The organism is Curtobacterium uvaldense (assembly GCF_028307415.1).
Taxonomy (GTDB): domain Bacteria; phylum Actinomycetota; class Actinomycetes; order Actinomycetales; family Microbacteriaceae; genus Curtobacterium.
Window position 1 is genome coordinate 23,219 of the sequence record NZ_JAQMHU010000024.1, and the last position, 26,147, is coordinate 49,365.

Consider the following 26,147-nt stretch of genomic DNA (forward strand, 5'->3'; position numbering starts at 1 on the left):
GGACGACGAGCGTCGTCCCGGTCATCGAAGCCCGTCTTACTGAGCGGCGCTATCCTCGGCGCCAGCTTTGACCGCGTCGATCAGTGGAGCCATGAAGTCTGTCGCAACAGCTACGAGAGCCGGATCAGCAGTTTCAGGCGAGCCGCTGTTGAAAGGCGGCTGCGGGTTGTACTCCATCGAGCAAGACGGAAACGACGCCGCTCCAAGACCTTGATGTCCAAAGTGGCGAAACCGAGGATCACGTCACTTGGTCGCGAACCATCACTACGCCCATGCGTTTGCAGCTCGCGTTCGACGTAACCGTTTAGGGCCCTGCTTCGAACGCGCTGCGACGCGGGATGCGGTCTGGGTTGAAGCGGGTCGTGGGGAAACAAAGCTTGCGGCATGGGTGTGGCGCAGCTCGGTGAAGCATCGAGCGGTGCGCTGACGGTCTTCGTCAGCTGGGCAGGTTGTGGCGGAGGTCGTAGCCGGTGTCGGCGAGGAACTGCAGCCGGTTCCGGACCTCTTCGAGCGAGGCCGTGTCGTCCGCGTTGCGGTAGTCGGCGCGGAGGAGCGTGTTCGCGGTGATGATGTCATCGGTGCGGTCCGTGTAGCCGGCGGCCGCCGCGGTGAGGAAGATTGTGGGGTCGGCGGGTCGGATGAGTTCGGTGCCGGCGAAGCCGATCGTGTCCGGTTCGAAGCCGAGCGCGACCATGTCGACCTCCTGCTCGGTGAATGCGACAACCCGGTAGGGCATCTCGCGTTTGCTGATGGCGGGGTAGCCGTGGCGGTCCGAGATCGCACGGCCGGAGATGCGGCAGCCAGCTGCGATGAGCCGTTCCGCTTGCTCGACGAGCGGCAGGTTGGACGTCCATCGGGTTCGAACGCCGCCAGGTCCCGGGTAGCAGGCAATGGCAAAGTCCACGAGGCCGCCAACCTGCCGTGACTCCCATCCGATGTCGGTGCGGTGCACGCGTTTCCCGAGGCGTGCGAGCCCGTCATCCACCTGCCCGGCAGTCAGCCCAGCCCGCACCAGCCCGTCGAAGGTGCAGCCGTTAACGGCGAGCATCCGCGCGACGGCGAACGTGACGTAGATGGGTGCGGCGTCCTTCCACCGCTCCTTCGTCCCGAGGGCCTGATCTCCGTCAATCCAGACCCGGCGCCGATCAACGTCGACCAGCAGCACCGACGCCGTCTGCTCCGCAAGCGCGATCTGCGTCGCAGTGACGGTGCGTGGGGCTAGAAGCAGCAGTTCCGCGTCGTTCCGGTCGTCGTCGCGGGGGCGTTGGGTGAGTGTTGGGAAGCGTGCGCGGCGGCCGTCGGCAAGGCGGATCGTGTCGTGCGACTCCACGCATGCGTGGAGCCCAGCGAGTTTCAGGACAGTGAGGGTGTTGGTGAGGTCGGTGGTGTCGCCGAGCCCATACGGCATCGTGATCTGCGGCCTACCGGCGTACGCGGCGGCCACCCATTCGAGCCTTGGCCCCATCAGCTGTGTTCTTCCGTGGTGTTGGGTCGGGTGAGGGCGACGAGCCAGCGGGTTTCTTCGAGGAAGGGTTCCCAGCCGGTGCGGGTGTCGCCGTGGGCTGGTTCGCAGATGTTGCCGGTGTCGGTGCTGCGGATGATGACCTGCCGCAGCGTGGTGCTGGGTGGGTCGCGGAAGAACACGTGCCCGTGCGCGCCGGTGGCGTCGTAGGCGACGTTGAGGAGGAACAGGTCGGGGCGTCTGCTCACTGCCGCCACCGTCGTCCGCGGAATAGGGCGATGATCGTCGTCAACGGCCGACCTTCCCGCATCCAGTCCAACGGCGCCAGGATCCGGTCGTCGACGGTGAGGAACTCGAGGGGCGTGGTCATGAACTCCGTCATCGCCGCCGCGTCGAGGAGCGGTTGGGGTGCTGCCGCGTAGAGGACGTCCAGGCCGGGCAGCAACGACGATGGGTCGCCGAACTCGGGGAGGGCGGGCTTGACGAGTTGCCAGTCGGGGATGCGTTCTTCGCCGTCGAGGTCGAAGCTCGTCAGCCGGTTCGCTTCAAACAGCTCCCCGACCTCGTCGATGCTGATCTGCAGGGCGGCGGCGACTTCCGGCTCGGTGAGGGTGGTGTTGAGAAGGTTCCGGCGGATCCGGGCTTGCGTGGTCTGCCACCAGTCCTCAGGAACGTCCGCCGGACCGACCGCGGAGTGCCCGGGTGCGCGGGGGATCTGTCGGCCTTCATCGACGTACGCGGAGAGCTGTTCGCGGGTGACTTCACCGCGGGCGTACATCCACAGCTGCGACTGCCATGGCATGTCGTCCGGGGATCCTTCCAAGTAGCCCGAGTGGATGACCGCCCGAACGGCTTTCTCCCGCTTCGCGATTTCGGAGGCGGGGATGAGGAGGGTCTGCACGATGCGGTTCGCTTCCCGCACCGCCGGCACCGAAAGGTCCGACAGGACCGTGTTGGTCCTGTCGTAGAGCTCGTACCCGGGCTCGACGTCGATGGGGCGGACGAGGATCTGCGCCAGGTGCGCATCCGGGTTCTCAGTGTCCTCGAGGAGCACATGCCCCCAGAGGATCCGGTCGTTCGACAGGTGCATGGACACCAGACGCATCATCAGCAACTACCTCCAAAGGTCAGGCGTGAGCAGGGCAGGTCAGGACTGCGGGAAGTCGAGAGTGGTGCGGCCGATGCGGTCGGGTGTGTAGCGGAGGAGGAACCGCATGATGCGGTCCGCTTCGACCATCGCCGGCGCCGTCGGGTACTGGCTGTCCGGGTCGACGTTGGTGAGGCGGAACCAGGGAGGTTTGTCGGCGTGGTCGATGAGGACCACAGCCGGCTTGTCGTCAGGGCGGCTCGGGTCGGTGAACATGAAGGAGCCGAAGAACCGGGTGTCGTCGTACGCCAGCGTCAGGGACAGCAGCTGCAGCATCAGCTCATACCGCCCTCACCGCTGCCGTTGTTGGGGTGCCAGCGGAGGTCGTGGGCGAGGTCAGATCGGAAGTGCAGCAGCTGCCGCAGCCCGTCCACTGCATCCGTGTTCGCGGCAACCCAGCTGTCTTCGTAAAGGACGTGCGCGGTGATGAAGTCATCCGTGCAGCACCCTTCCGCGCCGGTCAGGACGGTGGTGTCCTGCGGGATGACGACCGACACCGTCGCCTCATCGACTGTCGCGGGCTCGTAGCCGAGCGCGGCCATGTCGGGGTGCTGCGCGAAGAACGCCGTCAGCCGGTCCGGCGGGACGATGACGCCGGACTGCTGCGCCGCCCATCGATCCGACATCACCCCACCCAGCACAATCAGCTGGTCCGCCTGCGCGTCGATGGTGGTGTCGCGGCGCCAGCAGGTCCGGATCCCGCCGTAACCCGGATACGCCGCTAACGCCCAGTCGCACAGGGCGGCCTGGTCGGCTGCTTCCCATCCAATCGGAGTGTGAAAGACGTTCGTCCCGAGAGCGGGCATCGCGGCGCGCACCTCGTCGAGTGAGATGCCGATGCGGTCCGCGATAGCGCGTGTGCCGCCGCCGTGGAGGGCGATGGTGCGGGCGATGGCGAACACGGTCCGCCACCCCGGTGTTGCGTCCCGCTCCATCGACGACCCGTACACCTGCCGACCGTCGGCCCAAACGCGTTGCCGTTTCCCGTTCACGAACACCAGGTCCGGGTAGCGGCGGGCGAGCGAGAGCACGCCGCCTTCCGACCCGCCAGGGATGACCATGAGGTCCTCGGTCCGTTCGGCCGGGGTGCCGTCGTCGTTGATCGTTGCGGTCGGGTTCGGGGTGGACAGGAACCCGGACCGGCCGTCCTCGAATCGGAGCCGGTCGAACGCCTCGACATGAGCGGGCATCCCCGCTGCCGCGAGCGCGACCAGCGTCTGCGTGATGTCGATCGTCCACCCGAGCCCGAACGGCAACGACAGGATCGTCTGCTGGTTCCGGATGTCCTGCACCCACTGCCGGTCACCCATCAGTAGGCCCCAGCGCTGTGGCGAAGGGATGCCAGCGCTCAGCCACGGTGCGTCACCCGCGGGTCGTCCTCGGAGAGCCGCTCGAGCCCGAGCCCGGACGCGGCGAGGATCGCGTCTTCTGACTCCTCGGTGGCGACGAACGACCCGATCTGCGCGTTGACCGCGACAAGCGTCCCGATCCGACTCCGCGCATCCAACACGACCGCGGCAACCTCCTCAGCCGTGCAGTCGGACGTCAGCTCCGGCTTCGACGGGTGCAGAGCGGGGAACTCGAGCTGCTGCACCGGCGGATGCCACTTCACCCCGACACGCAACACTCGGCCATCAGCGACGTTGCGGTAGAACATCGACCCGAACGGGTGACCCATGTCGAGGGTGAGCTCCGCGCCATAGAGCGTCCAACCCTTGGCCGCATAGGCGGGATCCCAACGCTGGACGGTGAGAGCACCGAGCCCCATCTTCAAGCCCGGGATCAGCGCCTGGCCGTCCTGCAGTTCGGCGTAGAGGGCCTGGAGGTTCGGGGGACTCTGGTCGCGCAGGTCCGATAACGGGATGCGCGCCATGCCACGAATCGCGGCGAGCTGCTGACGCTGCTTCGCGGTCAGCGCCGTCTCGTCGGGGCCGCCACTCACGACGCAGACCCGTCACCGGTCTCGGCAGTCCTCTCGGGACGCCCGGTCGGACTGGTGATGGCACTCCTGGTGTGACTCGCGATGCGACGCATGTTGCGCACGCTACGAGGCCCGCGCCACTCATGGGGCCGTTCGAGCGGCGCCGAGTCCACCAGCAGGAAAACCCGTCGCCGCCATGCGCTTCAGCGACTCCTGAGTCCCGGTCCGAACTCCCGGCCCGGACTCCCCACTCCGGGGGTCAGAAAACGCCGAACAGGCAACATTCTGGCCCACGAACGAGGGGCAAAACGGCTCTTAAAGTCCCAAATCAGGTCCGCGAACAGTGTCGGCGCCCCGCTCGCAAGCACGAGCTCGCATAGGGGTGGCGCAAGCGAGCAACCGCCTCGCTCCGACCTGAAGGACACCACCGTGGACCGCAACCTCACCATCAGCAACACCCCCATCACGACCTGCACGCAGACGACGCACCACATCCACAGCGTCGAGGAGCTGCAGCAGCTGCGCATCGCCCTCCGCCGAGCCGGCCGCCGAGGCCGGCAGGAGTTCACCTGCCCGATGATCCGTGCCTGGCGCCGTCAGTTCGTCGACACCTACGCGGTGGACGCCACGTTCACCCCGACCGATGCGTCGCAGCCGGACAAGACGGAGCTGCACCGCAGCCGCGTGCTGGAGGCCGACATCCAGGTCAGCAACGTCCTGGTGCGCTGGCACTGCGACGGATGGCCCGTCGCCACGCCCCGCACCGCGGGGGAGACCAACCTGGACGGAGATGCGCTCCAGCCGGCCCCGACGCCCGCGCCGAACGACACGAACTGCTTCGGGTACGCGCACCGTGTCCCCGCCGCGACGCTTCCGCCCACCCGCAAGGACGACCACCTCGAGGGTGCGCAGCGGCGCTCCACGCCGAACCTCATCGCGCAGCAGAACGCCGACCAGCAGAGCGTTGACCACTGGGCCACGGACGCGTCCACGCCGAGTCCGTGGAACTACCTGCCGGGTGACAGCCAGCGCGTCGAGCTCGACGCGACCCCGTCGCACGCCGCGGACAACTCGGCCGACTCCGCCGAGTCGAACTCCAAGCCCGGCTGGTACGACAAGCGACCGTCGACGGCGTTCCGACACGCGCCCTGGGTCATCAAGCTGATCATCATGAAGCGCGACGCGTCCGAGTCTGAGCCGAGCCTCCTCGACCCTGACCTCCTCGACTGAGCCTGTCGGCAGCGACATCCGCCTGCGGCAACGGTGTGGCCGCTGTCGGACAGCCGCGCCGGGGCCTTCGAAGCGCCGCTCACCGTCGGTGAGCGGCGCTTCGTCATACCGGCGAAGCGTGACGGGCCGGTCCTTGTGCGCCCAGCTGAGAGGGCAAGATTGGCGGGAGGAGACGCCCGGTCTCGTGATGATCTGCCGACTGCTGCACCGACCTCGGTCCCAAGGCCGGCGAGCCCAACCAGGGATTGGCAGCTCGCGGCATCCCCGCGACAAGCGCACTTAGTTGAAGGATGAGGATGACCGACACCACGACTTCGCCCGCGGACGGCAGGTCGCTGCCCATCACCCTGACGCAGCATCTCGCTGACATGCTGTGGCACACCGGCACCACGAGCACCCAGATCCTCCGGGAGCAGCGAGACCGCTTCGAGAGCGACCCCGCCCTACCCGACCCAGACGACCCCATCTTCGCCCAGTCGTATATGCGCTGGTGCCGCACCGCCGCCGACGCGGTCCTCCTCCTCGCCTACGAGCAAGCCGCAGGTCATACCGCGACCATGCTCTGGGATCTCGACCAAGACGAGCGCGTCGTCCTCAGCACCCGCGTCGACGACTAGCCGCCAACCACGCACCGGGAAAAAGTCTGCGCCTCGAACCGTCACTCGCGCTCGATGAACCCGATCGCCTGTGTAGGCCCGCTGCACCCTGTGCATGCGGCCACTCTCCGGTTGACCGAATGAGCGTTGTCGGCGCCGACTGCTGATGAAGTGCGTTTGCGGCGGCGAAGTCTCGTTCAAGATCACTGGTGCCGCGCGCGGATGTTGGGCCGACGATGTGTGAGGCAGGCGGAGCAAGGCAAAGCGCTCACACCGTCGTTCCGGTGCTCGCAGTTCGGACAAGACCACCACTTTGCTCCTTCCGCTGTCTCGAGGTCGGCGCCCGCGGCAACGCGAATCGACCAGTCGTCGTCCTGAAAGCATCTTTCGAGCAGCTCGTGACCGTTCGGGCTCCCCGTCAAGACGAAAGCCGCATGCGCAGCCGCGAGACGCACCGCTGGGCGTTGCCGGGCAAGCACGTCGACAGCTGTGCGCGCTTCGTCTGTTGAAGTTCCAATGACGGACAGAGCGACGTTGTGAGCAGCGTTGGCGCTCAGATCGGCGTCTTCCATGTCATCTGCGATGGCCAGCCCGTGCTCACCGCGGAGGACGTACTTGAGGGCCGCGTTACTGAAGTGCGGGATAGGTGATCGCAGCAGTTTTTCTACGCGCCGCCAGTCGTCGTCGGTGAACCGGCCTGGGTCAGCTGTTGGTGATTTCGTTCCGCGGCAGAGCAAGAATAAGGCTCGAGTTAGGTCGTCCCATTCAAGGTTCAGCGCGTAGCAAGCGTCGGATCTGATCGCGGACCAGTCGGCCCCCGTTGCGGTGACCGCGAGGTCCAGCCAATCCTGCAGTTCGACAGGGTCCGCGTCGACAAGTTGCAAGCTCTCGGGGAGGCCGAGTTCACCGACCGATGTCGATTGTAGGAGAGCGGCCAATGCACTAAGACGCCATCGCTCCGAGGTGATCGGGCTTGCATTGGGTGCCGCGATCGGGAGAAGTAGCCACTCGAATGATAGGTATGCATCATGTGACCGCAGCCCGCTCAAGTCGAACCCATTCGTATGACGTTCTGGCTCCGGGTCGACGTACCCGCGCGCTTCGAGCGCGGCTGTGCCGCGTTCGTAATCGCCGGACGCACTGCGCCACAACGCATCGAATACCCAGGATACTTGCGCTGGACTTAGCGCAATGTTCGACTGAGCAATCCGCGTGGCAAGCACATCGATACCGGCTTCGAGAGGAGTGGACCCATCGATCATGAGCGCTCCGGTTCGCGTGTCGTATTGTGCTGGACCGGAGGGCGTGCGAGCGACCGCGGTAGCGTTCATAGTTTGCAAGACACCGTCAGGCAACTCCGTCTCAGCGTCAGCGTCAGCATCTGCGACACCGGCGATGGCTGCGAGGACTCGACGATGTTGCTTTGCCGGCACGAGGGCATCGAGCGCTGCATCTCGCTGCTCTCGTCTTGACGGGTCGACGGGAAGCGCGGCGGCCGATTCGATGATGTCATCCCTGAGCATCCCGGCCCGTCGAAGCTGGTCCGACAAAGTTCCGCCTCCGATATGGGACGGCATGGACGGTGCCGCGGTGAGGAGGTCCTCCTGGAGCGCCGCGACATCAAACATCCCGACACCGTTGTCTCTGATCCATGTAACGAGTACCCGCGTCGCTTCAACGGTTGTGTCTGTCGAGCTTCGGAGACGTTCCTGGATGGCGTCGAGGAGTCCGGGTACCAGTGCTGCGGCGAGAAGGACCGCTTCGCGTCGTCCTTCTACTTGCAGGGCCGTGTCCAACCAGTCACCGAAGCGGTCAGGCGCGCACCTGTTCAGCCAGAGTGCATCGGTGACGTCAGCCCAGCGTCGCGATCGAGCGCGGAGGTCGTCGCCTTCGCGGGTCAGGACGGCGGCTCGTTCGTCCCAGAACCAGATGAGCTGTCGAGCGATCGCAGACCGGATGGGCTGCGGCAGCTCCCATCGCTCAAGCGCGCTGACAGCGATCTCCTCGGCGGTGGCGACGGGGAGCCTCTCGTCTGTAGCGAGCGCATGCCCCAAAGCAACGATGACGTCCAAGGCCATCTCGTCCCGGACTGCTGCATCCCAGCCGCCGGGGGGAGCGCCGGCGGTCCGCACGTCCCGTTGCAGGTGTGCGCGTTCTTGGATGACGACGGGGAGTAGGTCGCTGATTGAGGCTTCTGTAATGCCGTGGCGCGCGACGTGGGAAGCCAGCAGGGACACATGCATGGGGGTGTCGAGCAGTGCATTGGAGCCGCGGCCAGCGCGAGCCCCCTTCACATACCACTCGGACCGCTTCGCAATCCATGCACCGCGCTCACTATCGGAGACGTTCTGCCTTCGGGCCTCATAGGACAAGATCGCGTTGACCGCCCGTCGCGCTCCACCGCTGAAAACGAGGGTCGTGCGTTCGAAGCCGAGTTCCTCGGCGTCAAAAACTGCCGCCGCTCCTGGCCGCGAGGTGACGACCCAGCCGACCTGGTCTGGTATCTGCTCTACCAGACGGCGCAGATCCGAAAGCACGCGCCCGAGCATTGCGAATGTTTCGTCCAAGCCGTCGATGAGGAATACCGCGTGACCACGGCGTATCGCCTCGACGATCGCGTCGACGACATCAGAGTGGTGTTCCGAGTTGGCAGCGGCCGCGGCAAGAGAAGCCAAGAGCTCAAGCGACAACCCTTCCCCTGTCTCAATCCGGTGAGCGACCGCCGCGAACCGGACCAAGACGGGCAGAGGTGCTGAGGAATCGGATGACCAGCGCGCCGCCAGCTGCTCAAGCATCGTGCTCTTACCCATCCCTGGGAGCCCACTGACCAGGAGTCGGCGTACCCGACGGGCGACCAGCGAAGCATCCTGCGGCGACATTCGGTCCTTCACCTGGGGCCGATCGAGGTCCCAATCCGAAAGTAGGTCGTCCACAGGAACCGTGGGCATACCTGGAACGAGCATGGCCAAGTCGAGCAAGTCGGTACGGGCTGACAAGGCTGCTCGATAGCTTTTCTCGCACCGAAGTCGTAGCGCTTCTCGGCGGCCAGGTGGGCCGTTGCGGTCGGCGACGACTTCGAAGCCAGCGTCCTCCAGTGCGGTGACCCAGTCCTCTAGCGTGGTCCGTTCTTGCCGACGCGCTGCGACCGCGAACCTGCGTGCCAGTACCTCGAAGGCCGCCGCACCGCGTCCGTGCCCGACAAGCTCTTTGAGACGCTCTTCGGCGACCGTCCGTTGCAGGCCGTCGTCACCTGTGTCGCATGTGAAGAAGCGAGCCTGGCGGCGAAGCCGTTCACGCAGGGACGTGTCCACGAGTTCAGCTACATGAAGCACTTTCTCCGCGTTGGCCTGCGCTGCCTGGTTTGGGCGCTGTCCTCGGGAGCTCCGGTCGTAGGTGAAGACTGCTTGCGCATCGACGATCGGACGGCTGAAGTGCGCCGACGCCATTACAATCTCGTCGCCGTCGTCAAGGACCTGTCGGGCCCACTGGGTCGCGGTCTTCTTGAAGGGCTCAGCGAGAGTCCCGCGAACCTTCGCCTGGATGAACCAGGTCGTCCCGTCCGACATCTCGCACCGGATGTCGTCTGTCGCGTCGGTCGTTTCCAGGTCGATCGCCGTCGGTACCGCTTCTCGGTCCGGGGCAACTTTCTCGGCGTACATCCCTGCGACAGCGAGATACGCGGCGACGCCCGCGCGGTGGTCGCTACCGAGTTCGTTGCTCGCGCCCCCGCTCATGCCCTGCCGTGCAGGCACTTGCGCAGTCGGCTCACGCGACACCCGAACCCCGGTCGTCACTACTCACCTTAAGACGCGGCTAAGCATTCCCACCACCTGCGCGTGCGAGCGGCGCACGACTCGTTGGTCCGCCCGGGAGGCGCTGACCAACCGATCGCCCCAGGATGACAGTGGCCGCGAATACTCTCAGCGGTATCAACATAAGTCGGAAGTTTCGAAAGGCGGCAATCTGATGGGCTACACGTACAGCAAAGGCGACGAACGAGCCCTGATTGCTGGTCTTGGGTCGTTGTTTGAGGCACACGTAGATCCGCTCGATGTTCAAATTGCGGCGCATGAGAAGGGGGCGTGGCGCTGCTTGGTGAGGCCGGACCTTCAAGCTGCCGGGAATCGGCTGCTTCGCCTTGAGTTGGACGAGGACGGGCGATCAGCATCCAATGTGATACTTACCGAGCCCGGCGGCTCGGAGGACGTTGGACTGCCTCGCCCGACTGCCGATGAGGAGATGCTGTGGAAGTCGATTCTTCTAGCACCGGACGTTCCCGTGGCTCTCGAGGTCCTAGCGCGTGACCTTCTTCTCACCACTCGTTTGGACGCGACTCCGGCGAACGCGCGGACGGTTGTCGCGCTCTATCGCACTGTCGCGCAAGTCGACGACGATTCGCTGCACGTGACTCTTGCCATACTGAGAGCGAATACCATTGTGCGTCAACGGAAGATGGCCGAGGAAGGGGTCATTCGCGACGAGCTGCTGAGCTTCGCGGAACGTGCGCTCACGACGCAGGTCTTCCCTGGGATCACATTGCGATATGTGGGCGCAATAGTCGATGCGCCGCGAGTCGCAGTTCGTCGAGTTGATGAACTGAGCAGACTACGCGCGGTCCTCGAGGCGGTTGAGTCGCAACATCGGGACCTCTCGACCCTTGGTTGGGTAGCGAGGTACCGCGTTGCTGTCGCAGTGGATGATGAGGAGCGTGAGAAAGCGAGGCGTCGTCATGTGCAGACTATTCTCGATCTCTCAATTGGCGACGACAGCAGTTTGCGAGCGATGATTTGGGCCGAAATGGCTGCCGGACTTGCGGTGGAATACGGCATCCAGGAGCTTCATGACGCGGCCGTCGTCCGCATGCAGCAGCTGTCTAGGACCGATCTTGGTTGGAACCGCAAGTCATTCAGTTTCAGCTTGCCTTCTGCCGTTCTTCGGCAGCGCGTAAGGTGGACCCTGCGCTTGAGTAGTTGGGAACAGGCACTGGCCGCGTTCCTAGCTGGGGGCTCGCCGACCGGCGATGCTGAGCGCAATCGGCGGCTGGCTTCGCTACGGCGGACGGGCATCCTCGACTTGATCGGAGGGCGCAGCTTTGGCGGACACCAGCTTCCGGAGCGAACGCATGGTCCGGCGATCGGAGAGCACCTGAGGAGACTGGAGCAAGGGATTCTGGGCGCCGCCGCTTCTCAGCTACAGCTCGACCTCACTGCTCTCGCCGAGCGCTTTGGCAGGCCTGACGAGAAGCAGGTAGTGGCGTTCCTTACAACCGTTTATGGGGCCAGTGACACGCTGGTGCAGCCATACGCCGAGGCTCTCGACCTCTTCTGGCGCGGTGACGCTAGCAGTGCGGCGCGACTCGCGATTCCACTGATCGAAGCGTCCAGTCGCGAGCTGCTCCTCCTTATGGATGAGCCGCTCTATCGGATGGAGCGTGGCGCTTCTCCTGGTCGTTTCCCGGCGATGGACTTCTACATCGATAAACTTGAAGAGTTGGGCATGGATCCTGATTGGGTGATAGCGCTGAGGAGCAGCCTGTTGAGTGGTGGGCTGAATCTACGGAATCGACTGGCGCACGGGTTCCAACTTCAGTTTTCGCTCAATGAGGCTGCCCTGGTGCTCCGCCTCGCGGGATTGTTTGTTGCGATGCCTGTTGGTTCGACCGCAATAGACGACGAACGTATCGGGACACCGCTCCAGCTGCCTCGATGCCAGGTTCGGCGCCGGCTTGGGTGGGTGTGGAGGTGACCGCCGCACGGCACGGTGCGAAAAGAATGTGGCCAGCGTGATTCTGAGGTCGCCAGGACGCGAAGAGGTGGGGTGACCCGATTTTGATGCTCGCGTTCAAGTTCGACGCCGCGGAGGCTCGGACTTGGTGTTGCTCGTTGGGAGAATGCCCTCGGCATCGAGTTTGACCGACGGAGGCGAGGTTCTGGCAGAAGCCTGAGCTGGACTACATACCTTTGGTCCCGCGAATCTTCGTCGGACTGCCGTGGCCCGCGCAAGCTGCGTGAAGGTCCAGGAGGGCTAGTCAACAGCGTCATTACCGGAGGTGGTTGCACACGAAGCGGCGGGGGCGCGGTCGCAAGAGTTGGTGCGAGTCTGGCGCGTCCGCCTCTCAAGGGCGGGGCTGCTGCAGGTGCTGAGGACAGAGGATCGGCTCCATTCGGCTCGCCCTCAATCATGCGCGGTCGTGGGGCGGTGGCTGAAGCTGCACACTGTGTGCGGCCTCTTCTGGGGCATCTGATGCCCTTGGTGCGGCGGCACCTTCATGGGATGCTCATGTTCGGCCTTGGATGCTACTGCTTCCCGCCTGGCCGAAGCCGACCCGAGGGCAGAGGACCACCTGATGACCGAGTACACGACCAAGTGGAAGCCCGCCAAGGCGGAGAAGAAGGCCGCCACCGCACGGGAAGCGCTCCTGCCCGGTGAGGACGTCTGGTTCCTCGGCGTTTGCAACAACCTCCGACCATTCATCTCTGAAATCGCGCTGACTTCGCTCCGCTTGGTCGGCCTGCAGGACCGCTCGATCAACTTCGAGCTGCGGTACGCCGACATCGCGAACGTCGTGTTCGAACCCAAGAAGGAAACCGTCGAGGTCACCTCGCGAGCGGGAGTTCGCACGGTTCTGAAGATGGTGCCCAAGGCCGATCACGATGTGATGTCGCGGTATGTGGACGAGGGGCGGTCATCGACACCGCCCGAAGAGCTGCTCCAGGCAGCTGATGCGGCTGCAGACGAAGTCGCTGCGTCAACTGCTCGCCTCGAGGCAGCGAAGGGGGCGGAATGGCCCAACTCGATCGTCAGAGGAAAGCTCGGACGGAAGGCGAGCGAAGCGATCCTGCGCCAGTGCCACGAGGATGAGCAGCCCTGGTTCATCCTCACCTCCTCAGGTGGGGCTGGCACGCTCGCGGCGTTCGATGACAGAGCGGTCATCATCAAGACTGGTGCCCTGACCAGCTTCATGGCTGGCTCGCTCGGTGGGGAACGCACGGCGACTTTCCATTTCACCGACATCACGGGCGTCGAGTACAACTCAGGCTTTGTGAACGGTGTGCTGGAGGTACTCACGCCGAGCTACAGCGGCACGGCGAACCACGACTTCTGGAGCGGTGCTGGCAAGTCGCGCAACTCTGCAGCGTCTGACCCGTACACGCTGAGCAACGCCTTGCCCTTGTCGAAGCCGGAGTACAACGCCTGCCTCGCAGAGATCAACGAGCTGAAAGCTCGCATCAGCCGAGCGAAGGCACCCACCGTGCTCGTCGCACCGGCCCCAGCGCCGGTTGCAGACGGGCTGGCCGAGCAGATCCAAAAACTCGCTGACCTTCGGGCCGCCGGAGTGCTTTCTGACGATGAGTTCGCCAGCGCGAAGGCTCGTCTGATCGGCCAGTGAAGAGCAGCCGCTGGCGCGTTGCGTCGCGAGCGGAAGATGAACAGTCGGTCGTGAGCAAGGAGACAGTCGTTGAACGACGAGCACGTGCGGTACGAAACGAAGACCGTGCACGCCATTCGCGGTCGTGAGGGTAAGACGCGGGCGAAGATGGCACAGGACGGGTGGGAACTCGTCCAGCAGAGCCCGGGAGCGCTCCGGTCCAGTCTCGTCTTCCGCCGGCCGAAGAAGCCGCTTCCAAAGAAGGCACTGGTCATCGGCGGTTCCGTGGCTGCTGTAGCTGTCATCGGGATCATCATCGGAGCGATTACCGAGGGTGATCCTGCGCCTGTCGAGACGGTAACCGCGGTCGCGAGGCCGGAAGCCTCCGCAAGAGCAGCCACCCCTGCTGTGCCGACACCTTCGGCCGCTGCGACTACAGGGGCTGCAGCCGCCTCCGCCTCGGCTGATGCCCCAGCTGTAACTGACGCCGAGGTGCTTCAAGTTTTCAACGACTACTTCGCCGAGCGTTCTTCCAAGGGCGTCGTCCTCGCCAACGCCGTCTCTGAAGTGCGCTTCGAAGGCGGCGTTGTGCAGGTGACCTTCGACCCTGCCAAGGCCGGGATCACGAGGGACCAGTTCGACTACATCAACCCATTCCCGAACCTCGCGAGCTTCGTCGCCAGCCCAATCGCCTTCAACGATGAAGTCGGCAATCGAATCAGGCCGTCCGTGCAGTCGATCACCACAATGGCTTCAGACGGAGCACCTCTCGGGTCCTTCACCCACGACCAGATCCTCGCGCTCAACGAGCTCGACCGCTGAGGCTACGAGCGTTGACAGGGCTCGCGGCGGCTGCACAACTTGCAGCGCTCCTCTCCATCGTCGTCACAGTCGGACTCTTCACGTACACGCAAGTGACGACGATGCGCGCTGGCCGGTCGCAGGCGCGAGAGGCGGCCGTGCTCGAAATACTCGACGCACTCGACCGAATCACAAGGCGCCGCACGTGGCCGACTGTGGCGAGGCTCCGGCACCAGCCAGAGTTGGACTACGCACTCCTTGTCCCACGACTCCTCGTTGGTCTGCCCAAACGCGACAGGGCGATCGCCACATGGCTTGCCACCCAGGTGAACCTGATGAACGCCGCGTCCACACAGAACCAGGTCTTCAAGGTCGCCCTCGAGGCGAGCAGCCGCATCGCGAACTGGCACATCGGCGAAGTGCCAACGTCGTGGTTCGAAAGCGCGGTTCGCGCGCACTCACCGCGCAAGCCACGCGGGAATCTCAGAGTGCTCATGACCAGCATCGCGGCCGCGGCCGGGCTGGTAGCGGCTGGCCTGACTGCCAGCGCGGTCGCGGGAGTCGGCGCCGGTGTGGCGCAGCTCCGCGTTCGAAAGGTGGCCGACAACGGCTGACGTCGCGGTGCCGTGGAACAGAATCCCGATACCCGTGGAACGCCCGTCGGCACTGGGATCCGCGATCCGCGCCACCAGTGGCATCCGCGAATAGACCGAACACCTCGCGGTTCCGCTCCGACCGTGGGCACGACCGGCTCGTGGTCCAGGAGCGACGGACGGGAGGGGCGGTGCCAGCCGGCACCGCGCCTCCCGTCCGTCCTTCTGCGGGAGCCGCTACCGTGCGTCCTCCAGGAGGTCCGTGACGCCGCCGCGTTCCGCCGCTGCGCGGCGGGCGCGCACCGTGGGGGCGACGAGCGCGCCGATCAGGGCGAGCACGCCGACACCGGCGCAGGCCCAGAAGCCGATGGTGAAGGCGTCGTCGGTCGGCAGGCCCTGCGGTGTGCTGTGCGAGGTGATCAGCGCCGCGATGACGGCGGTGCCGACGCTCGAGCCGATGGTGCGGACGACGGTGTTGGCGCTGATGGCCTCGCCGGTCTGGTTCGCGGGGACGCTCTCGATGATCGCGTTCGAGCACGCGGCCAGGGCCAGGCCGATCGCGACGCCGGTCAGGATGCCGGACAGCACGACCTGCCAGATCTCGGCGTGCGAGACGGCGGGGACGACGAACGCGGCGACGATGGCGATGCCGCCGAGGACGAGTGGGACCTTCGGGCCGACCTTGCGGACGAGGACGCCCGCGATGGGGCCGGCGATCACCATCATGACGACGGTGGGCAGGAGGAAGAGCCCGGCCTGCGTGACGTCCTTCCCGAAGCCGTAGCCGACGGCGGTCGGCAGCTGCAACAGCGTCGGGACGAGCACGAACGTGCCGAACATCGCGAAGCCGAAGACGAGCGCCACCACGTGCGCGGTCCAGACGCCCCGGACGGCGAACAGTCGGACGTCGATGAGCGGCTCCGCGACCCTGAGCTCCACGAACACGAACGCGATCAGTGCGATGCCGCCGAGCACGAGCAGCCCGATGGTCTTCGGGTCGCTCCAGCCCCAAGTCTGTCCGTCACTGACGGCGAGCAGGATCGCGACGAGGGCGACGCCGAGGACGAGGGTGCCGGCCACGTCGAGACGGCCGGGCTTGCGGACGGGGGACTCGGGCATGCCGAAGACGGCGCCGAGCAGGGCGATCACGACGAGCACGGCGGGCAGCCAGAACAGCCAGTGCCACGACAGGTGCTCGACGATCGGGCCGGCGGCGACGATGCCGACACCGGCGCCGATGCCGAAGATCGCCGAGAGCAGGCCGATGGTCACGCTGACCTTCTCCTTCGGCAGTTCGTCGCGGACGATGCCGATCGACAGCGGCATGACCGCTCCGGCCGCGCCCTGCAGCGCGCGACCGACGATCAGCACACCGAGGTTCGGGGCGAGGGCGGCGAGGACGGCTCCGACGAGCAGCACCGACAGCACGATGACGAGCACCTTGCGCTTGCCGATCATGTCGCCGAGGCGGCCGAGGATCGGGGTGAGGACCGAGGCGGACAGCAGGTAGGCGGTGAGCACCCAGCTCGTCGCACTGGTGGACGCGCCGAGGTCCCGTCCGATCGTCGACAGCGCCGGGGCGACGAGCGACTGCAGCACGGCGAAGGACAGGCCGCCGAGCGACAGGTAGATGATGATCGCCGTGCTGTTCGGTCGGCGGCCCTCGGTGGTGGTGGGGCGGGTCCCGGTCCGCGGGCTCTCCCTGGTCTCGGTCATCGTGCTCCGGTCGATTGATGTAAACAATTGCTGACTTGATGAGGGTACGTGGTGTCCGGCGGATGTCAACACGTGCTTACACGGCTGCTGGCGCCGATACGATGCGCTCATGAGCAAGGACGCCGCCGCCACCCGACTGCTCCTGGTCCGAGCCGCTCGACGTCGCTTCGCCGTCGACGGGTATCGTGCGACGACCGTGCGGGACATCGCTGCCGACGCCGGCGTGAACGTGGCGCTCATCAACCGGTACTTCGTCTCGAAGGAAGGGCTCTTCCGAGCCTGCCTCGACCGGGCGGCGCGTGATCTCCAGCCCGACAGCCGGGACCTCGACCGGGTGCTCGACGAGCTGGTCGACCACGTCCTCAGCTCGCCGACGGACGAGGACTCGATGCAGCTGCTGCTCCTGGTGCGGAGCACGGGGGACGACCGCGTGGACGTCATCCGACGGGAGACCCTGCGGCACCACGCTGAGCGCCTCGCGGCCGTGGCGGTGCCGGACCGGGGCGGGGCGCTGGACGATGCGCTGCTCGTGCGGGCGGAGATCGCGCTCTCGGTCGTGCTCGGCATGACGATGATGCGGACGGCGACCCGGGTCGAGCCGCTCGCGTCAGCAGACGGGTCGCTGTTGCGTGAGCCGCTGCGGGCCGCGCTCCGCGCGCTGCTCGTGGGCTGATCCGGGACCCGTGCGTGACCCGGGCGAGGCGGACCTCGGTCACCGACGACGGCATCGCACCGGACCTCGTCGAGCGCTTCGACAGTCGTCACGGCCTGACCGCCCGCACGATCCAGCACGGGACGCGCCACCACCGGCCGGGCCGAGCTCGACGGAGGACCACGGCACGGCGCGCTAGGGTCGGCGCATGGGGCTTCGGGGGCGGGACCGGTCGCGGCAGGTCAACGTCCGGGCACTCGTCGCGATCGCCCTGATCGTCCTGTGGGGCATCGTGCTCGTGGCGACCGGAGTCTTCGACCCCGCACACCAGACCCCGCCGTCCCAGTTCGACCACGACGACGGAATGCTCCCGCCCACAGCAGACGACCGTCGGACCTCTGCCGTCCAGGCTGCCGCGTTGATCGGGTCCTTGCCCGTCGCCGTCCTCGCCCTCTGCATCGCGGCGAGCTCGCTCCGCGTCTGGCGTGAACAGGTGTCGGCGGTCATCGCGACCGGTCTCGCCAGCCTCGCCGCGCTGGCCGCCATCGGCCTCGCCTGGATCGGCGTCGGCACCGTCGTCTTCTTCACCTAGCCGGTGCAGGTGACGGCACCGACGTCGGGGGAGACGGCACCGCCGTCGCGTCCCGAGCGGTCGACGTGGCACGGCGATCGTGCCGGTCGTCCGCAGGCCGGCTGACGGACCGGCACCGCGACGACGGCCTGGAGGCGCGGGTCACCGCCGCCGGTCCGCGTCCGGTGGTCCGCGCCTACCGTCGGCGTTCCGGGTCGAGGGCGATCAGCTTGCCCTCGTCGACGAGCTGCTGCGTCAGGCGGGCGGTCTCGTCGGCTGACCCGTCGCACCAGACGACCTGGTCCGGGCAGGTGAGGGACGCGATCCGGGCGACCCACGCCTCCAGGGCGACGCGGGGCGAGCCGGGCACGGTGTGCGGTGCGGGGCTCGTGTGGTTGGGGTTCGTGATCATCGTCGATCTCCTCGTGACGGGGGACTACCGGCGGGTGGCGGTCGAGCCCTCGGGCTCGACGATGGTGCGGACGGCCTCGGTCGAGATCCGCTCGTCGGTGGCGGGAGCGGAGCCGGGACCGTCTGCGCGAGCCGACGCGCCGTGGTCGTCGGCGGACATCGTCCGCTCGTCGAACGGCGCCGCACCGGACAGCACCCGCTCGACCTGCTGCTTGTCGATCTGCTTCGTCCACGTCCCGACCAGCACCGTGGCCACGGCGTTCCCGGTGAAGTTCGTCAGCGCGCGGGCCTCGGACATGAACCGGTCGATGCCGACGATCAGGCCGACGCCGTCGACCAGGTCCGGGCGGTGCGCCTGCAGGCCGCCGGCGAGGGTGGCGAGTCCGGCACCGGTCACCCCGGCAGCACCCTTCGACGCGATGATCATGAAGACCAGGAGCGAGATCTGCTCGGGGATGTTCAGCGGCGTGCCGAGGGCGTTCGCGATGAACAGCGAGGACATCGTCAGGTAGATCGCGGTGCCGTCGAGGTTGAACGAGTACCCGGTCGGCACCGTGACGCCGACGACGGGCTTCGAGACGCCGAGGTGCTCCATCTTCGCGATGAGCCGCGGGAGGCTGACCTCGCTGGAGGACGTCGACACGATGAGCAGGTACTCGCGGCCGAGGTACTTCATGAGCCGGAAGATGTTGACGCCGGTCACGACGCGGAGCAGGACACCGAGGACGCCGACGACGAACACGATGCAGGTGATGTAGAACGCGACCATGAGGGTCCCGAGCGCGACGAGCGCCGCGACGCCGGTGGCACCGACCACCGCTGCGATGGCCCCGAAGGCGCCGATCGGGGCGGCCCACATGACCATCGCGAGGATGCGGAACACCAGGGCCTGCAGGTGTCGGATGCCGGTGAGGATCGGCGCACCCTTCTCGCCCATCGCCTGCAGCGCGAAGCCGACGAGCAGCGCGACGAACAGGGTCTGCAGGATGCTGCCGCTCGTCAGGGACGACACGAGCGTCGCGGGGATGATCCCGAGCAGGAACCCGGACGTCGAGGACGCGCTCTCCTCGGTGCCGGCGGGCAGCTCGTACGTCGCCTTCGACATGTCGAGCTGGTCGCCGGGGTGGATGAGGTTGCCGACGACGAGGCCGATCGCCAGGGCGAACGTCGACATCGCGACGAAGTAACCGAGCGCCAACCCGCCGACCTTGCCGACCGTCGCCGCCTTCGCGATGGAGCCGACGCCGAGCACGATCGTGCAGAAGATGACCGGCGCGATCATCATCTTGATCAGCGCGATGAAGCCGTCGCCGATCGGCTTGAGTCCGACGGCGAAGTCGGGGGCCGTCAGGCCGACCACGATGCCGGCGAGCACGGCCACGATGACCGCGATGTAGAGCCAGTGCGAGCGATCCAGACCGCGTCGCCGTGGGCGGGCGGTGGTCGAGTGCGTCGATGCCATGCGACTTCCTTGTCGTCAGGACCGGGAGCGGCGTCGCTCCGGTCGGTTCGTCCTCGGGGGAACGGACACACCCTCGCGCGGAGCGACCCGCGGCGGCGACTTGTGTTCACAACGTTCACGGGGAGGCTGCGCGGACGGGCCCCCGTGCGCGAGGATGGGTCGTCCCGCAACGGAGCGAGGAGGCAGCTCAGTGGTACCCCGTCGGTGGAGCATCGCCGCGCGACTCTTCGCGCTGCAGCTGCTGTTCGTCGTGGTCGGGGTGGCGGTCGGTGGCGTCTGGAGCTGGACCTCGGCGCGAGCCGACCTCGAGGCGGACGCGGCCGAGAAGTCCACCGCCGTCGCGGTGTCGATCGCCCGGAACCCGTTCGTGGTCCAGCAGGCGACCACCGCGGACCCGTCCGAGCGCCTCGAGCCGTACGCGCTCGACCTGATGCGCCGCACCCACACGGACTTCATCACGATCATGGCGCCCGATCGGACCCGGTGGACGCACCCCGACCGGTCGGAGCTCGGCCGGCCGTTCCGCGGTACGGTCCAGCCGGCGCTCGACGGCCGGACCTTCACCGAGACCTCCACCGGGACGCTCGGCCCCTCGGTGCGGGCCGTCACGCCGATCACCGACGACGACGGCCGGATCGTCGGACTGGTCGCCGCCGGGGTCACCGTGGCGAACATCTCGAGTGCCCTCGTGCCGCGGCTCACGTCGGTCGTCCTGCTCGGCCTGGCGGTGGTCGCGGTGTCCGCGTTGTTCTCGTGGTTGCTCAGCCGGTACCTCGGTCGGGTCACCGCGGGACGGGGCCCGGAGGAGCTCGCGCGGGTCTTCGCGTCCTACGAGGGCGTGCTCCACTCGGTGCACGAGGGGCTCGTGGTCGTCGACCGGTCGGGGGCGGTCGTCCTGCACAACGACCGTGCGGCGGAGCTGCTGCACCTGCCGGCGCCGGCCGAACGCCAGGATCCGGTGCCGCTGGCGGCGCTCGACGTGCCGGACGCCCTGCGGACCCTGCTCGCATCGGGTGACCGTGCCGTGGACGAGACGTACGCCACGAGCGACCGGGTGCTCGTGGTGAACCAGGAGATGGCGTTCCCGCGGGGGGCGACCCGGCCGGTCGGCACCGTCGCGACCATCCGCGACCAGACCGACCTGCTGCACCTGTCCGGCGAGCTCGCCGCCACCAGGACGCTCACCGATGCGCTGCGCTCGCAGACGCACGAGTTCGCCAACCGCCTGCACACCGTCGTCGCACTGATGGAGCTCGGTCGGGTCGACGAGGCGATCCGGTTCGCCGCACACGAGATCGACCGCCACAGCGAGGTCGAGCGGCACGGCGAGACCGACCGGCGCACCGGGACCGACGCGTCCGGCGAGAGCGACCCGTGCGCCGACCCGGCGCACACCGAGCCCGAGGTGCTCGACGCCCTCCTCGCCGCCAAGCGGGCACAGGCGGGCGAGCGCGGCGTCGACCTGGTCGCCGACACGAGCGGACTGCTCGACCCCGTCCCGGCCGCACCCGCCGACGTGGTCACCGTGCTCGGCAACCTCGTGGACAACGCCGTCGACGCCGTCGCCGGCTCCCCGCAGGGCCCGGACCGCGGCCGCGTCGACGTCGTCGTCGCCGCAGCCGGCGGGACCGTCCGGCTCGTCGTCCGCGACGACGGACCGGGCATCGCCGACGTCGACGCCGTCTACGAGCGCGGGTGGTCGACGAAGCAGTCCGGTCCCGAGGGACGCGGCATCGGCCTCGACCTCGTCCGCGCCACCCTGGCCCGAATCGGCGGTGACGTCGCCGTGACCACGGGACCGGACGGCAGCACGTTCACCGTCGAGATCACCACCGGGCCGGTGCCCTCGTGACCGCGCCCATCCGGGTCCTCATCGTCGAGGACGAGCCGCTGACCGCCGAGGCGCACACGGCCTACGTGTCGCGCCTCGAGGGCTTCGCCGTGGTCGACACCGTGGGGACCGGTCGGGCGATGCTCGCCGCGGTCGCTGCGGAGCGACCGGACCTCGTGCTGCTCGACCTGAACCTGCCGGACGCCCACGGCCTGCAGCTCGTCCGCACGCTGCGGGCCGCCGGTTCCGCCGTCGACGTCGTCGCGGTGACCGCGGCACACGACGTCCAGGCGGTGCGGAACGCGATCGCCCTCGGGGTCGTGCAGTACCTCGTCAAGCCCTTCAGCTTCCGGTCGTTCGCCGACCGGATGACGTCGTACCGCGAGTTCCGGCGCGGGTTCGAGGACCGTCGTGCCCTCACGCAGGCCGACATCGACGAGCGGCTCGGGACGCTCCGTCCGGTCGCGCCCGCCGACCACGAGAAGGGCATCGCCCCGGAGACGCTCGAGGTGGTGCGCGACGCACTGCTGCAGCGGTCCGACGGTGGTTCGGCCTCCGAGGTCGCCGAGGCGACCGGGCTGTCGCGGGTCACCGTCCGGCGGTACCTCGAGCACCTCGCCGCCGCCGGGCAGGTCGGCAAGGACGTCCGCCACCGCGGGCAGGGACGGCCGGAGTACGAGTACCGCTGGTTGCGCTGATCGGCCCGCTGCGGGCGTGAGGCGTACCGGACGGGAGGCACGGTGCGGGCCGGCACCGCGCCTCCCGTCCGTGGCCGGGTCGCCCCGGCAGCGGGGTCAGCGTGCGCGGGCCGTGCCCACGTCCGCACCTGCTCCGGTCCGGTCCTGCCGGAACCACTGCAGGAGCTCCCGCACCGCGGCGAGGTCCGGTGCCCCGCCGTGGTCGTCGGGCAGGAAGTCGAGGTCGTCGAAGGTGGTGCGGTGACCGGGCACCGCGGCGCGCTGCAGGGTGGTCTCGGCCGCGTAGCCCATCGACCAGTCCGGGAACTGCCGTGCGGGCACCTGTTCCTCGAGCAGCACGGTGACCTGGTCGTGGCGCGGGTCCTCGGCGATGTACGCCATCTTCTCGCGGACCGCCGTGGCGGGCCCCTCGAGCAGCTGCAGGAACCGGTGGTCGCGGAACAGCAGCAGGCCGGTCACGCCGGCGCGGGCGTTCGCGCTGCGGGCGTGCGCCAGCAGGTCGTCGAGGTCGTCGAGTCCGAAGCCGACGACCGCGCGGCTGGCGTAGACGAGCGACAGCAGCGCGCCGTCACCCGGGGTCTGCGTCGGTTCCGATGAGGGCTGCACGGGTCCACTCAACCCGCGCGAGCCGAGAGCCGACCCGGTGACCGGGCGGTGACGTCCCCCGGTTCCCTGTGACCGACGTCGTGCCGCTCTCTACGGTGGAGCGATGCGAGAAGAGCTCGAGGCGGTCCTGCAGGCACACCGCGTCACGCCACTGCCCGACGGCGTGGACCGTGCCAGTGCCTGCGACCCGGAGCTGCCGAGCGCGGAGATCGTCGGGTGGGCGACCCTCGTCGTGGCCGGGGTGCCGCTGTCGGCGTCCGAGCAGGACCGGCTCGCGGACACCGCCGCGAACGCGTTCGCCCTGATCGCGGTGCTCCCCGTGGGCGCCCGACCGTACTTCGCCCGGCTCGGGCTGATCGCGACCCTGGCGTCGGCGCTCGCCGTGGGAGCGCCCGCTCCGCGCTAGTCCCTCGCCGCGCCCGCGTCCGCCGAGTGCGTGACTAGGCTCAGCACGTGCGGTCCGCGGGTGGTTCCCGGAAGGGCCGTCGGGCCGGACGGGCAGAGAGCAGGAGACCACGTGGCGCGAGCGACGAGCATCCGCGACGTGGCGGCCGAGGCCGGGGTGTCGATCACGACGGTGTCGCACGCGCTGAGCGGCAAGGGCACCGTGAGTGCCCGGACGCGCCTCCGGGTCGAGGAAGCGGTCGAACGGCTCGGGTACGCGCCGAACCCGATCGCCCGTGCCATGCGGACCGACCGACGGGCGGTCCTGGGGTTCGTGTCCGAGGAGATCGCGTCGACCCCGTACGCGGGCAAGATCATCGTCGGGGCGCAGGCCGAGGCCGCCGCGCACGACCACGTCCTGATGATCGTCGACATCGCAGCCGGGGAGTTCGACGACCCGCGCATCGACGCCCTGATCCAGCGGCAGGTCGACGCGGTGGTGTTCGCCTCGGCGTCGAACCGGGTCATCCGGCTGCCGCGGTCGCTCGACCCGGCCCGGACGGTACTGCTCGACGCGTTCGACCCCGCTGCTCCGGTGCCGTCGGTGGTGCCCGACGAGCAGGACATCGCCGCGACGGCGGTCCGCGCGTTGCTCGCGGCGGGGCACCGGCGCATCGCGCACCTGACGGTCGAGGGCGCCGGTCCCGCCGTGACCGGCCGGGTCGAGGGGTACGAGCGGACCCTGGTGGAGGCCGGCGGCACCCCCGTGGTGGTCCGCGCGGTCGGCGAGGTCGCGGATGCCGCAGCGGGCTTCCGGGCGGCGACGGAGCTGTTCGGACCGGTACCGGAGGCAGCCGGCGACCGCGCCGCCGAGCGCCCGACCGCGGTGTTCGCCTTCAACGACCAGATGGCGATGGGGGTCTACCAGGTCGCGGAGGAGCGGGGCATGCGGATCGGCCGTGACCTGTCGGTCGTCGGCATCGACGACCTGCAGCTCGTGGCCGCCGCCCTGCGTCCGGGCCTGACGACCGTCGCGCTCCCGCACGAGCAGATGGGTCGTGCGGCGGTCCGCCGTGCGCTCGAGCAGACGGGAGCGCTGACCGCACCGCCGACGCCGCGTGCCGGGGTCGAGCGGCTCCGCGGAGAGCTCGTCGTCCGCGACTCGATCGGACCGGTAACCGTTACTCGTTCGTGACCCGCGCCCGTGGCGAGCGGTCGGCCCCTGTGTGATGCTCTTCCTCAACACAAAACGATTTGGGTTTGTGCGAGTGAAAGGTCGAAGTAATGAGGCTTCGTAAGGGCATCGCCGTCGCCGCCGCGCTCGCGGTCGGGACCGGCTTGACGCTGACCGGCTGCAGCGCCGGAGGATCCGCATCGTCCGACGGCACGGTCACGATCTCCGGTGGCTTCACCGGTGCGCAGGCCACGGCGTTCCAGAAGGACCTGGACACGTGGGCCGAGGGCCAGGGCATCACGGTCAAGTACTCGGGCAGCGACAGCTTCCAGACGTCGATCGTCACGCAGGTGAAGGGCGGCCAGGCCCCCGACGTCGCGATCTTCCCCCAGCCCGGCGTGCTCAAGTCCCTCATCAGCCAGGGCATCCAGCCGCTCGACGACCTCGTGGACGTCAAGAGCGTCACCGCGGACGAGGCGAACGGCCTCGCCGACATCGCGAAGGTCAACGGCAAGACGTACGGCCTGCCCTACAACATCAACGTGAAGTCGCTCGTCTGGTACGACCCGGCCGCGTTCGAGGCCAAGGGGTACGAGGTCCCGAAGACCGACGCCGAGCTCACCGCGCTGCAGGAGAAGATCATCAAGGACGGCTCCGGCTACCCGTGGTGCGTCGGCATCGCGTCGCAGGGCTCGAACGGCTGGCCGATGACGGACTGGCTCGAGGAGTACGTGCTCCGCTACGGCGGCCTCGAGAAGTACGACGACTGGATCACCCACGAGGTGAAGTTCGACTCGCCCCTGGTCAAGCAGGCCGCGGGCAAGGTCGAGTCGATGATCTTCGCCGACGGCGCGGTCAACGGCGGCGGCAAGGCCATGGCGTCCACCGACTTCGGCGCGGCGGGCAACAACCTGTTCGTCGACGGCGGCAAGTCGGCGGGGCAGTGCTACATGATGCGCCAGGGCACCTTCATCACGGGCAACTTCCCGGCTGCGATCCAGGAGCAGATCGCGAAGGGCGACACGACGAACGTGAACGCCTTCCCGCTCCCGACGCCCGAGGGTGCCGCGACCTCCGGCACGCTCGGCGGTGGTGACCTGGTCGCCGCGTTCAAGACGGACGACGACACGAAGAAGGTCGTCGACTACCTGGTCGGCAAGGAGTTCGGCACGAACGGCTACGCCAAGAACTGGTCGGCCGCGCTCTCGCCGCACAACGACTTCCCGGCGTCCGAGTACACCAGCCCGTTCCAGAAGGTCGCGCAGCAGGCCGTGAAGGACTCGAAGGTGTTCGGCTTCGACGCCTCCGACCAGATGCCCGGAGCCGTCGGTGCCGGTACCGAGTGGACGAACCTGACGGCCTGGACCGCGGGTCAGCAGTCACTCGACCAGACGCTCAAGGCCATCGACGACTCCTGGCCGTCGCAGTAACACCCTCCACCTGCGCCGGGGGGGGGGGGGGGGGGGGGGGGGGGGGGGGGGGGGGGGGGGGGGGGGGGGGGGGGGGGGGGGGGGGGGGGGGGG

24 protein-coding genes are annotated in these 26,147 nt (G+C 67.8%); 13 read left to right on the forward strand and 11 right to left on the reverse strand.

Annotation, left to right across the window (positions count from 1 at the left end):
- Positions 1-436: 436 nt before the first annotated feature.
- The 6 genes from PIJ49_RS13115 to PIJ49_RS13140 are packed head-to-tail and all read right to left on the reverse strand — an operon-like array spanning position 437 to position 4,551.
- The gene (locus PIJ49_RS13115; protein ID WP_271826789.1) at positions 437-1,444 is read right to left on the reverse strand and encodes a hypothetical protein; all 1,008 of its coding nucleotides are present in this window, start codon (positions 1,442-1,444) and stop codon (positions 437-439) included.
- A 20-nt stretch (positions 1,445-1,464) separates the two neighbouring features.
- Positions 1,465-1,710: a hypothetical protein gene (locus PIJ49_RS13120; RefSeq protein WP_271826790.1), complete on the reverse strand. Its 246-nt coding sequence runs from the start codon at positions 1,708-1,710 to the stop codon at positions 1,465-1,467.
- Entirely contained in the window at positions 1,707-2,558 is an 852-nt protein-coding gene (locus PIJ49_RS13125; RefSeq protein WP_271826791.1) for an antitoxin VbhA family protein, read from the reverse strand. The genes PIJ49_RS13120 and PIJ49_RS13125 overlap by 4 nt, the downstream gene beginning before the upstream one ends.
- A 51-nt stretch (positions 2,559-2,609) precedes the next feature.
- Positions 2,610-2,885 carry a hypothetical protein gene (locus PIJ49_RS13130; RefSeq protein ID WP_248704773.1) on the reverse strand — a complete coding sequence of 92 codons (276 nt, stop codon included), beginning with the start codon at positions 2,883-2,885 and terminating at the stop codon, positions 2,610-2,612.
- Positions 2,885-3,919: a hypothetical protein gene (locus PIJ49_RS13135; protein ID WP_271826792.1), complete on the reverse strand. Its 1,035-nt coding sequence runs from the start codon at positions 3,917-3,919 to the stop codon at positions 2,885-2,887. Before PIJ49_RS13135 ends, PIJ49_RS13130 begins: the two co-directional genes overlap by 1 nt.
- Before the next feature lie 38 nt (positions 3,920-3,957).
- Positions 3,958-4,551 (reverse strand): hypothetical protein, encoded by a 594-nt coding sequence (locus PIJ49_RS13140; RefSeq protein WP_271826793.1) that lies wholly within the window; start codon positions 4,549-4,551, stop codon positions 3,958-3,960.
- A gap of 408 nt (positions 4,552-4,959) precedes the next feature.
- On the opposite strand from PIJ49_RS13140, the gene PIJ49_RS13145 reads away from it, so the two are divergent.
- Positions 4,960-5,760 (forward strand): hypothetical protein, encoded by an 801-nt coding sequence (locus tag PIJ49_RS13145; RefSeq protein ID WP_271826794.1) that lies wholly within the window; start codon positions 4,960-4,962, stop codon positions 5,758-5,760.
- 296 nt (positions 5,761-6,056) lie between these two features.
- Positions 6,057-6,377 carry a hypothetical protein gene (locus PIJ49_RS13150; RefSeq protein ID WP_271826795.1) on the forward strand — a complete coding sequence of 107 codons (321 nt, stop codon included), beginning with the start codon at positions 6,057-6,059 and terminating at the stop codon, positions 6,375-6,377.
- A gap of 182 nt (positions 6,378-6,559) precedes the next feature.
- On the opposite strand, the gene PIJ49_RS13155 is transcribed toward PIJ49_RS13150, so the two are convergent.
- Complete coding sequence (locus PIJ49_RS13155) at positions 6,560-10,090, reverse strand: NACHT domain-containing protein (protein ID WP_271826796.1); 3,531 nt, start codon at positions 10,088-10,090, stop codon at positions 6,560-6,562.
- 232 nt (positions 10,091-10,322) lie between these two features.
- Here PIJ49_RS13155 and PIJ49_RS13160 point away from each other — a divergent pair, with 232 nt between their 5' ends.
- The 4 genes from PIJ49_RS13160 (at position 10,323) to PIJ49_RS13175 (ending at position 15,140) form a co-directional block, all read left to right on the forward strand.
- Positions 10,323-12,101, forward strand: coding sequence for a hypothetical protein (locus PIJ49_RS13160; protein ID WP_271826797.1), 1,779 nt, complete (start codon positions 10,323-10,325; stop codon positions 12,099-12,101).
- A gap of 601 nt (positions 12,102-12,702) precedes the next feature.
- Entirely contained in the window at positions 12,703-13,746 is a 1,044-nt protein-coding gene (locus PIJ49_RS13165; protein ID WP_271826798.1) for an SHOCT domain-containing protein, read from the forward strand.
- A 69-nt stretch (positions 13,747-13,815) separates the two neighbouring features.
- Complete coding sequence (locus tag PIJ49_RS13170; RefSeq protein ID WP_271826799.1) at positions 13,816-14,547, forward strand: hypothetical protein; 732 nt, start codon at positions 13,816-13,818, stop codon at positions 14,545-14,547.
- A gap of 11 nt (positions 14,548-14,558) precedes the next feature.
- Positions 14,559-15,140, forward strand: coding sequence for a hypothetical protein (locus PIJ49_RS13175; RefSeq protein ID WP_271826800.1), 582 nt, complete (start codon positions 14,559-14,561; stop codon positions 15,138-15,140).
- 216 nt (positions 15,141-15,356) lie between these two features.
- On the opposite strand, the gene PIJ49_RS13180 is transcribed toward PIJ49_RS13175, so the two are convergent.
- Positions 15,357-16,835, reverse strand: a complete 1,479-nt coding sequence (locus PIJ49_RS13180; RefSeq protein WP_271826801.1) for an MFS transporter — start codon at positions 16,833-16,835, stop codon at positions 15,357-15,359.
- Between the two features lie 109 nt (positions 16,836-16,944).
- Here PIJ49_RS13180 and PIJ49_RS13185 point away from each other — a divergent pair, with 109 nt between their 5' ends.
- A complete protein-coding gene (locus tag PIJ49_RS13185; RefSeq protein ID WP_271826802.1) occupies positions 16,945-17,508 on the forward strand; it encodes a TetR/AcrR family transcriptional regulator in 564 nt (187 codons plus the stop codon).
- 187 nt (positions 17,509-17,695) lie between these two features.
- Positions 17,696-18,079 carry a hypothetical protein gene (locus tag PIJ49_RS13190; RefSeq protein ID WP_271826803.1) on the forward strand — a complete coding sequence of 128 codons (384 nt, stop codon included), beginning with the start codon at positions 17,696-17,698 and terminating at the stop codon, positions 18,077-18,079.
- Positions 18,080-18,254: 175 nt separating this feature from the next.
- Here the strand turns inward: PIJ49_RS13190 and PIJ49_RS13195 are convergent, their stop codons facing one another.
- Both PIJ49_RS13195 and PIJ49_RS13200 read right to left on the reverse strand, forming a co-directional pair.
- Positions 18,255-18,470 carry a hypothetical protein gene (locus PIJ49_RS13195; protein WP_271826804.1) on the reverse strand — a complete coding sequence of 72 codons (216 nt, stop codon included), beginning with the start codon at positions 18,468-18,470 and terminating at the stop codon, positions 18,255-18,257.
- 24 nt (positions 18,471-18,494) lie between these two features.
- Positions 18,495-19,931: a cation:dicarboxylate symporter family transporter gene (locus PIJ49_RS13200; RefSeq protein WP_066652321.1), complete on the reverse strand. Its 1,437-nt coding sequence runs from the start codon at positions 19,929-19,931 to the stop codon at positions 18,495-18,497.
- 190 nt (positions 19,932-20,121) lie between these two features.
- Here PIJ49_RS13200 and PIJ49_RS13205 point away from each other — a divergent pair, with 190 nt between their 5' ends.
- Complete coding sequence (locus tag PIJ49_RS13205) at positions 20,122-21,783, forward strand: sensor histidine kinase (RefSeq protein WP_271826806.1); 1,662 nt, start codon at positions 20,122-20,124, stop codon at positions 21,781-21,783.
- Positions 21,780-22,460 carry a response regulator gene (locus PIJ49_RS13210; protein ID WP_271826807.1) on the forward strand — a complete coding sequence of 227 codons (681 nt, stop codon included), beginning with the start codon at positions 21,780-21,782 and terminating at the stop codon, positions 22,458-22,460. The genes PIJ49_RS13205 and PIJ49_RS13210 overlap by 4 nt, the downstream gene beginning before the upstream one ends.
- Positions 22,461-22,556: 96 nt before the next feature.
- On the opposite strand, the gene PIJ49_RS13215 is transcribed toward PIJ49_RS13210, so the two are convergent.
- The gene (locus tag PIJ49_RS13215) at positions 22,557-23,066 is read right to left on the reverse strand and encodes a BLUF domain-containing protein (RefSeq protein WP_251155317.1); all 510 of its coding nucleotides are present in this window, start codon (positions 23,064-23,066) and stop codon (positions 22,557-22,559) included.
- A gap of 103 nt (positions 23,067-23,169) precedes the next feature.
- Between PIJ49_RS13215 and PIJ49_RS13220 the strand changes: the two genes are divergently transcribed.
- From PIJ49_RS13220 to PIJ49_RS13230, 3 genes are all read left to right on the forward strand, one after another.
- Positions 23,170-23,472 (forward strand): hypothetical protein, encoded by a 303-nt coding sequence (locus tag PIJ49_RS13220; RefSeq protein WP_066652329.1) that lies wholly within the window; start codon positions 23,170-23,172, stop codon positions 23,470-23,472.
- Positions 23,473-23,583: 111 nt separating this feature from the next.
- Complete coding sequence (locus tag PIJ49_RS13225; RefSeq protein ID WP_066652330.1) at positions 23,584-24,645, forward strand: LacI family DNA-binding transcriptional regulator; 1,062 nt, start codon at positions 23,584-23,586, stop codon at positions 24,643-24,645.
- An 89-nt stretch (positions 24,646-24,734) separates the two neighbouring features.
- Positions 24,735-26,054, forward strand: coding sequence for an ABC transporter substrate-binding protein (locus tag PIJ49_RS13230; RefSeq protein WP_066652332.1), 1,320 nt, complete (start codon positions 24,735-24,737; stop codon positions 26,052-26,054).
- Positions 26,055-26,147 lie beyond the last annotated feature (93 nt).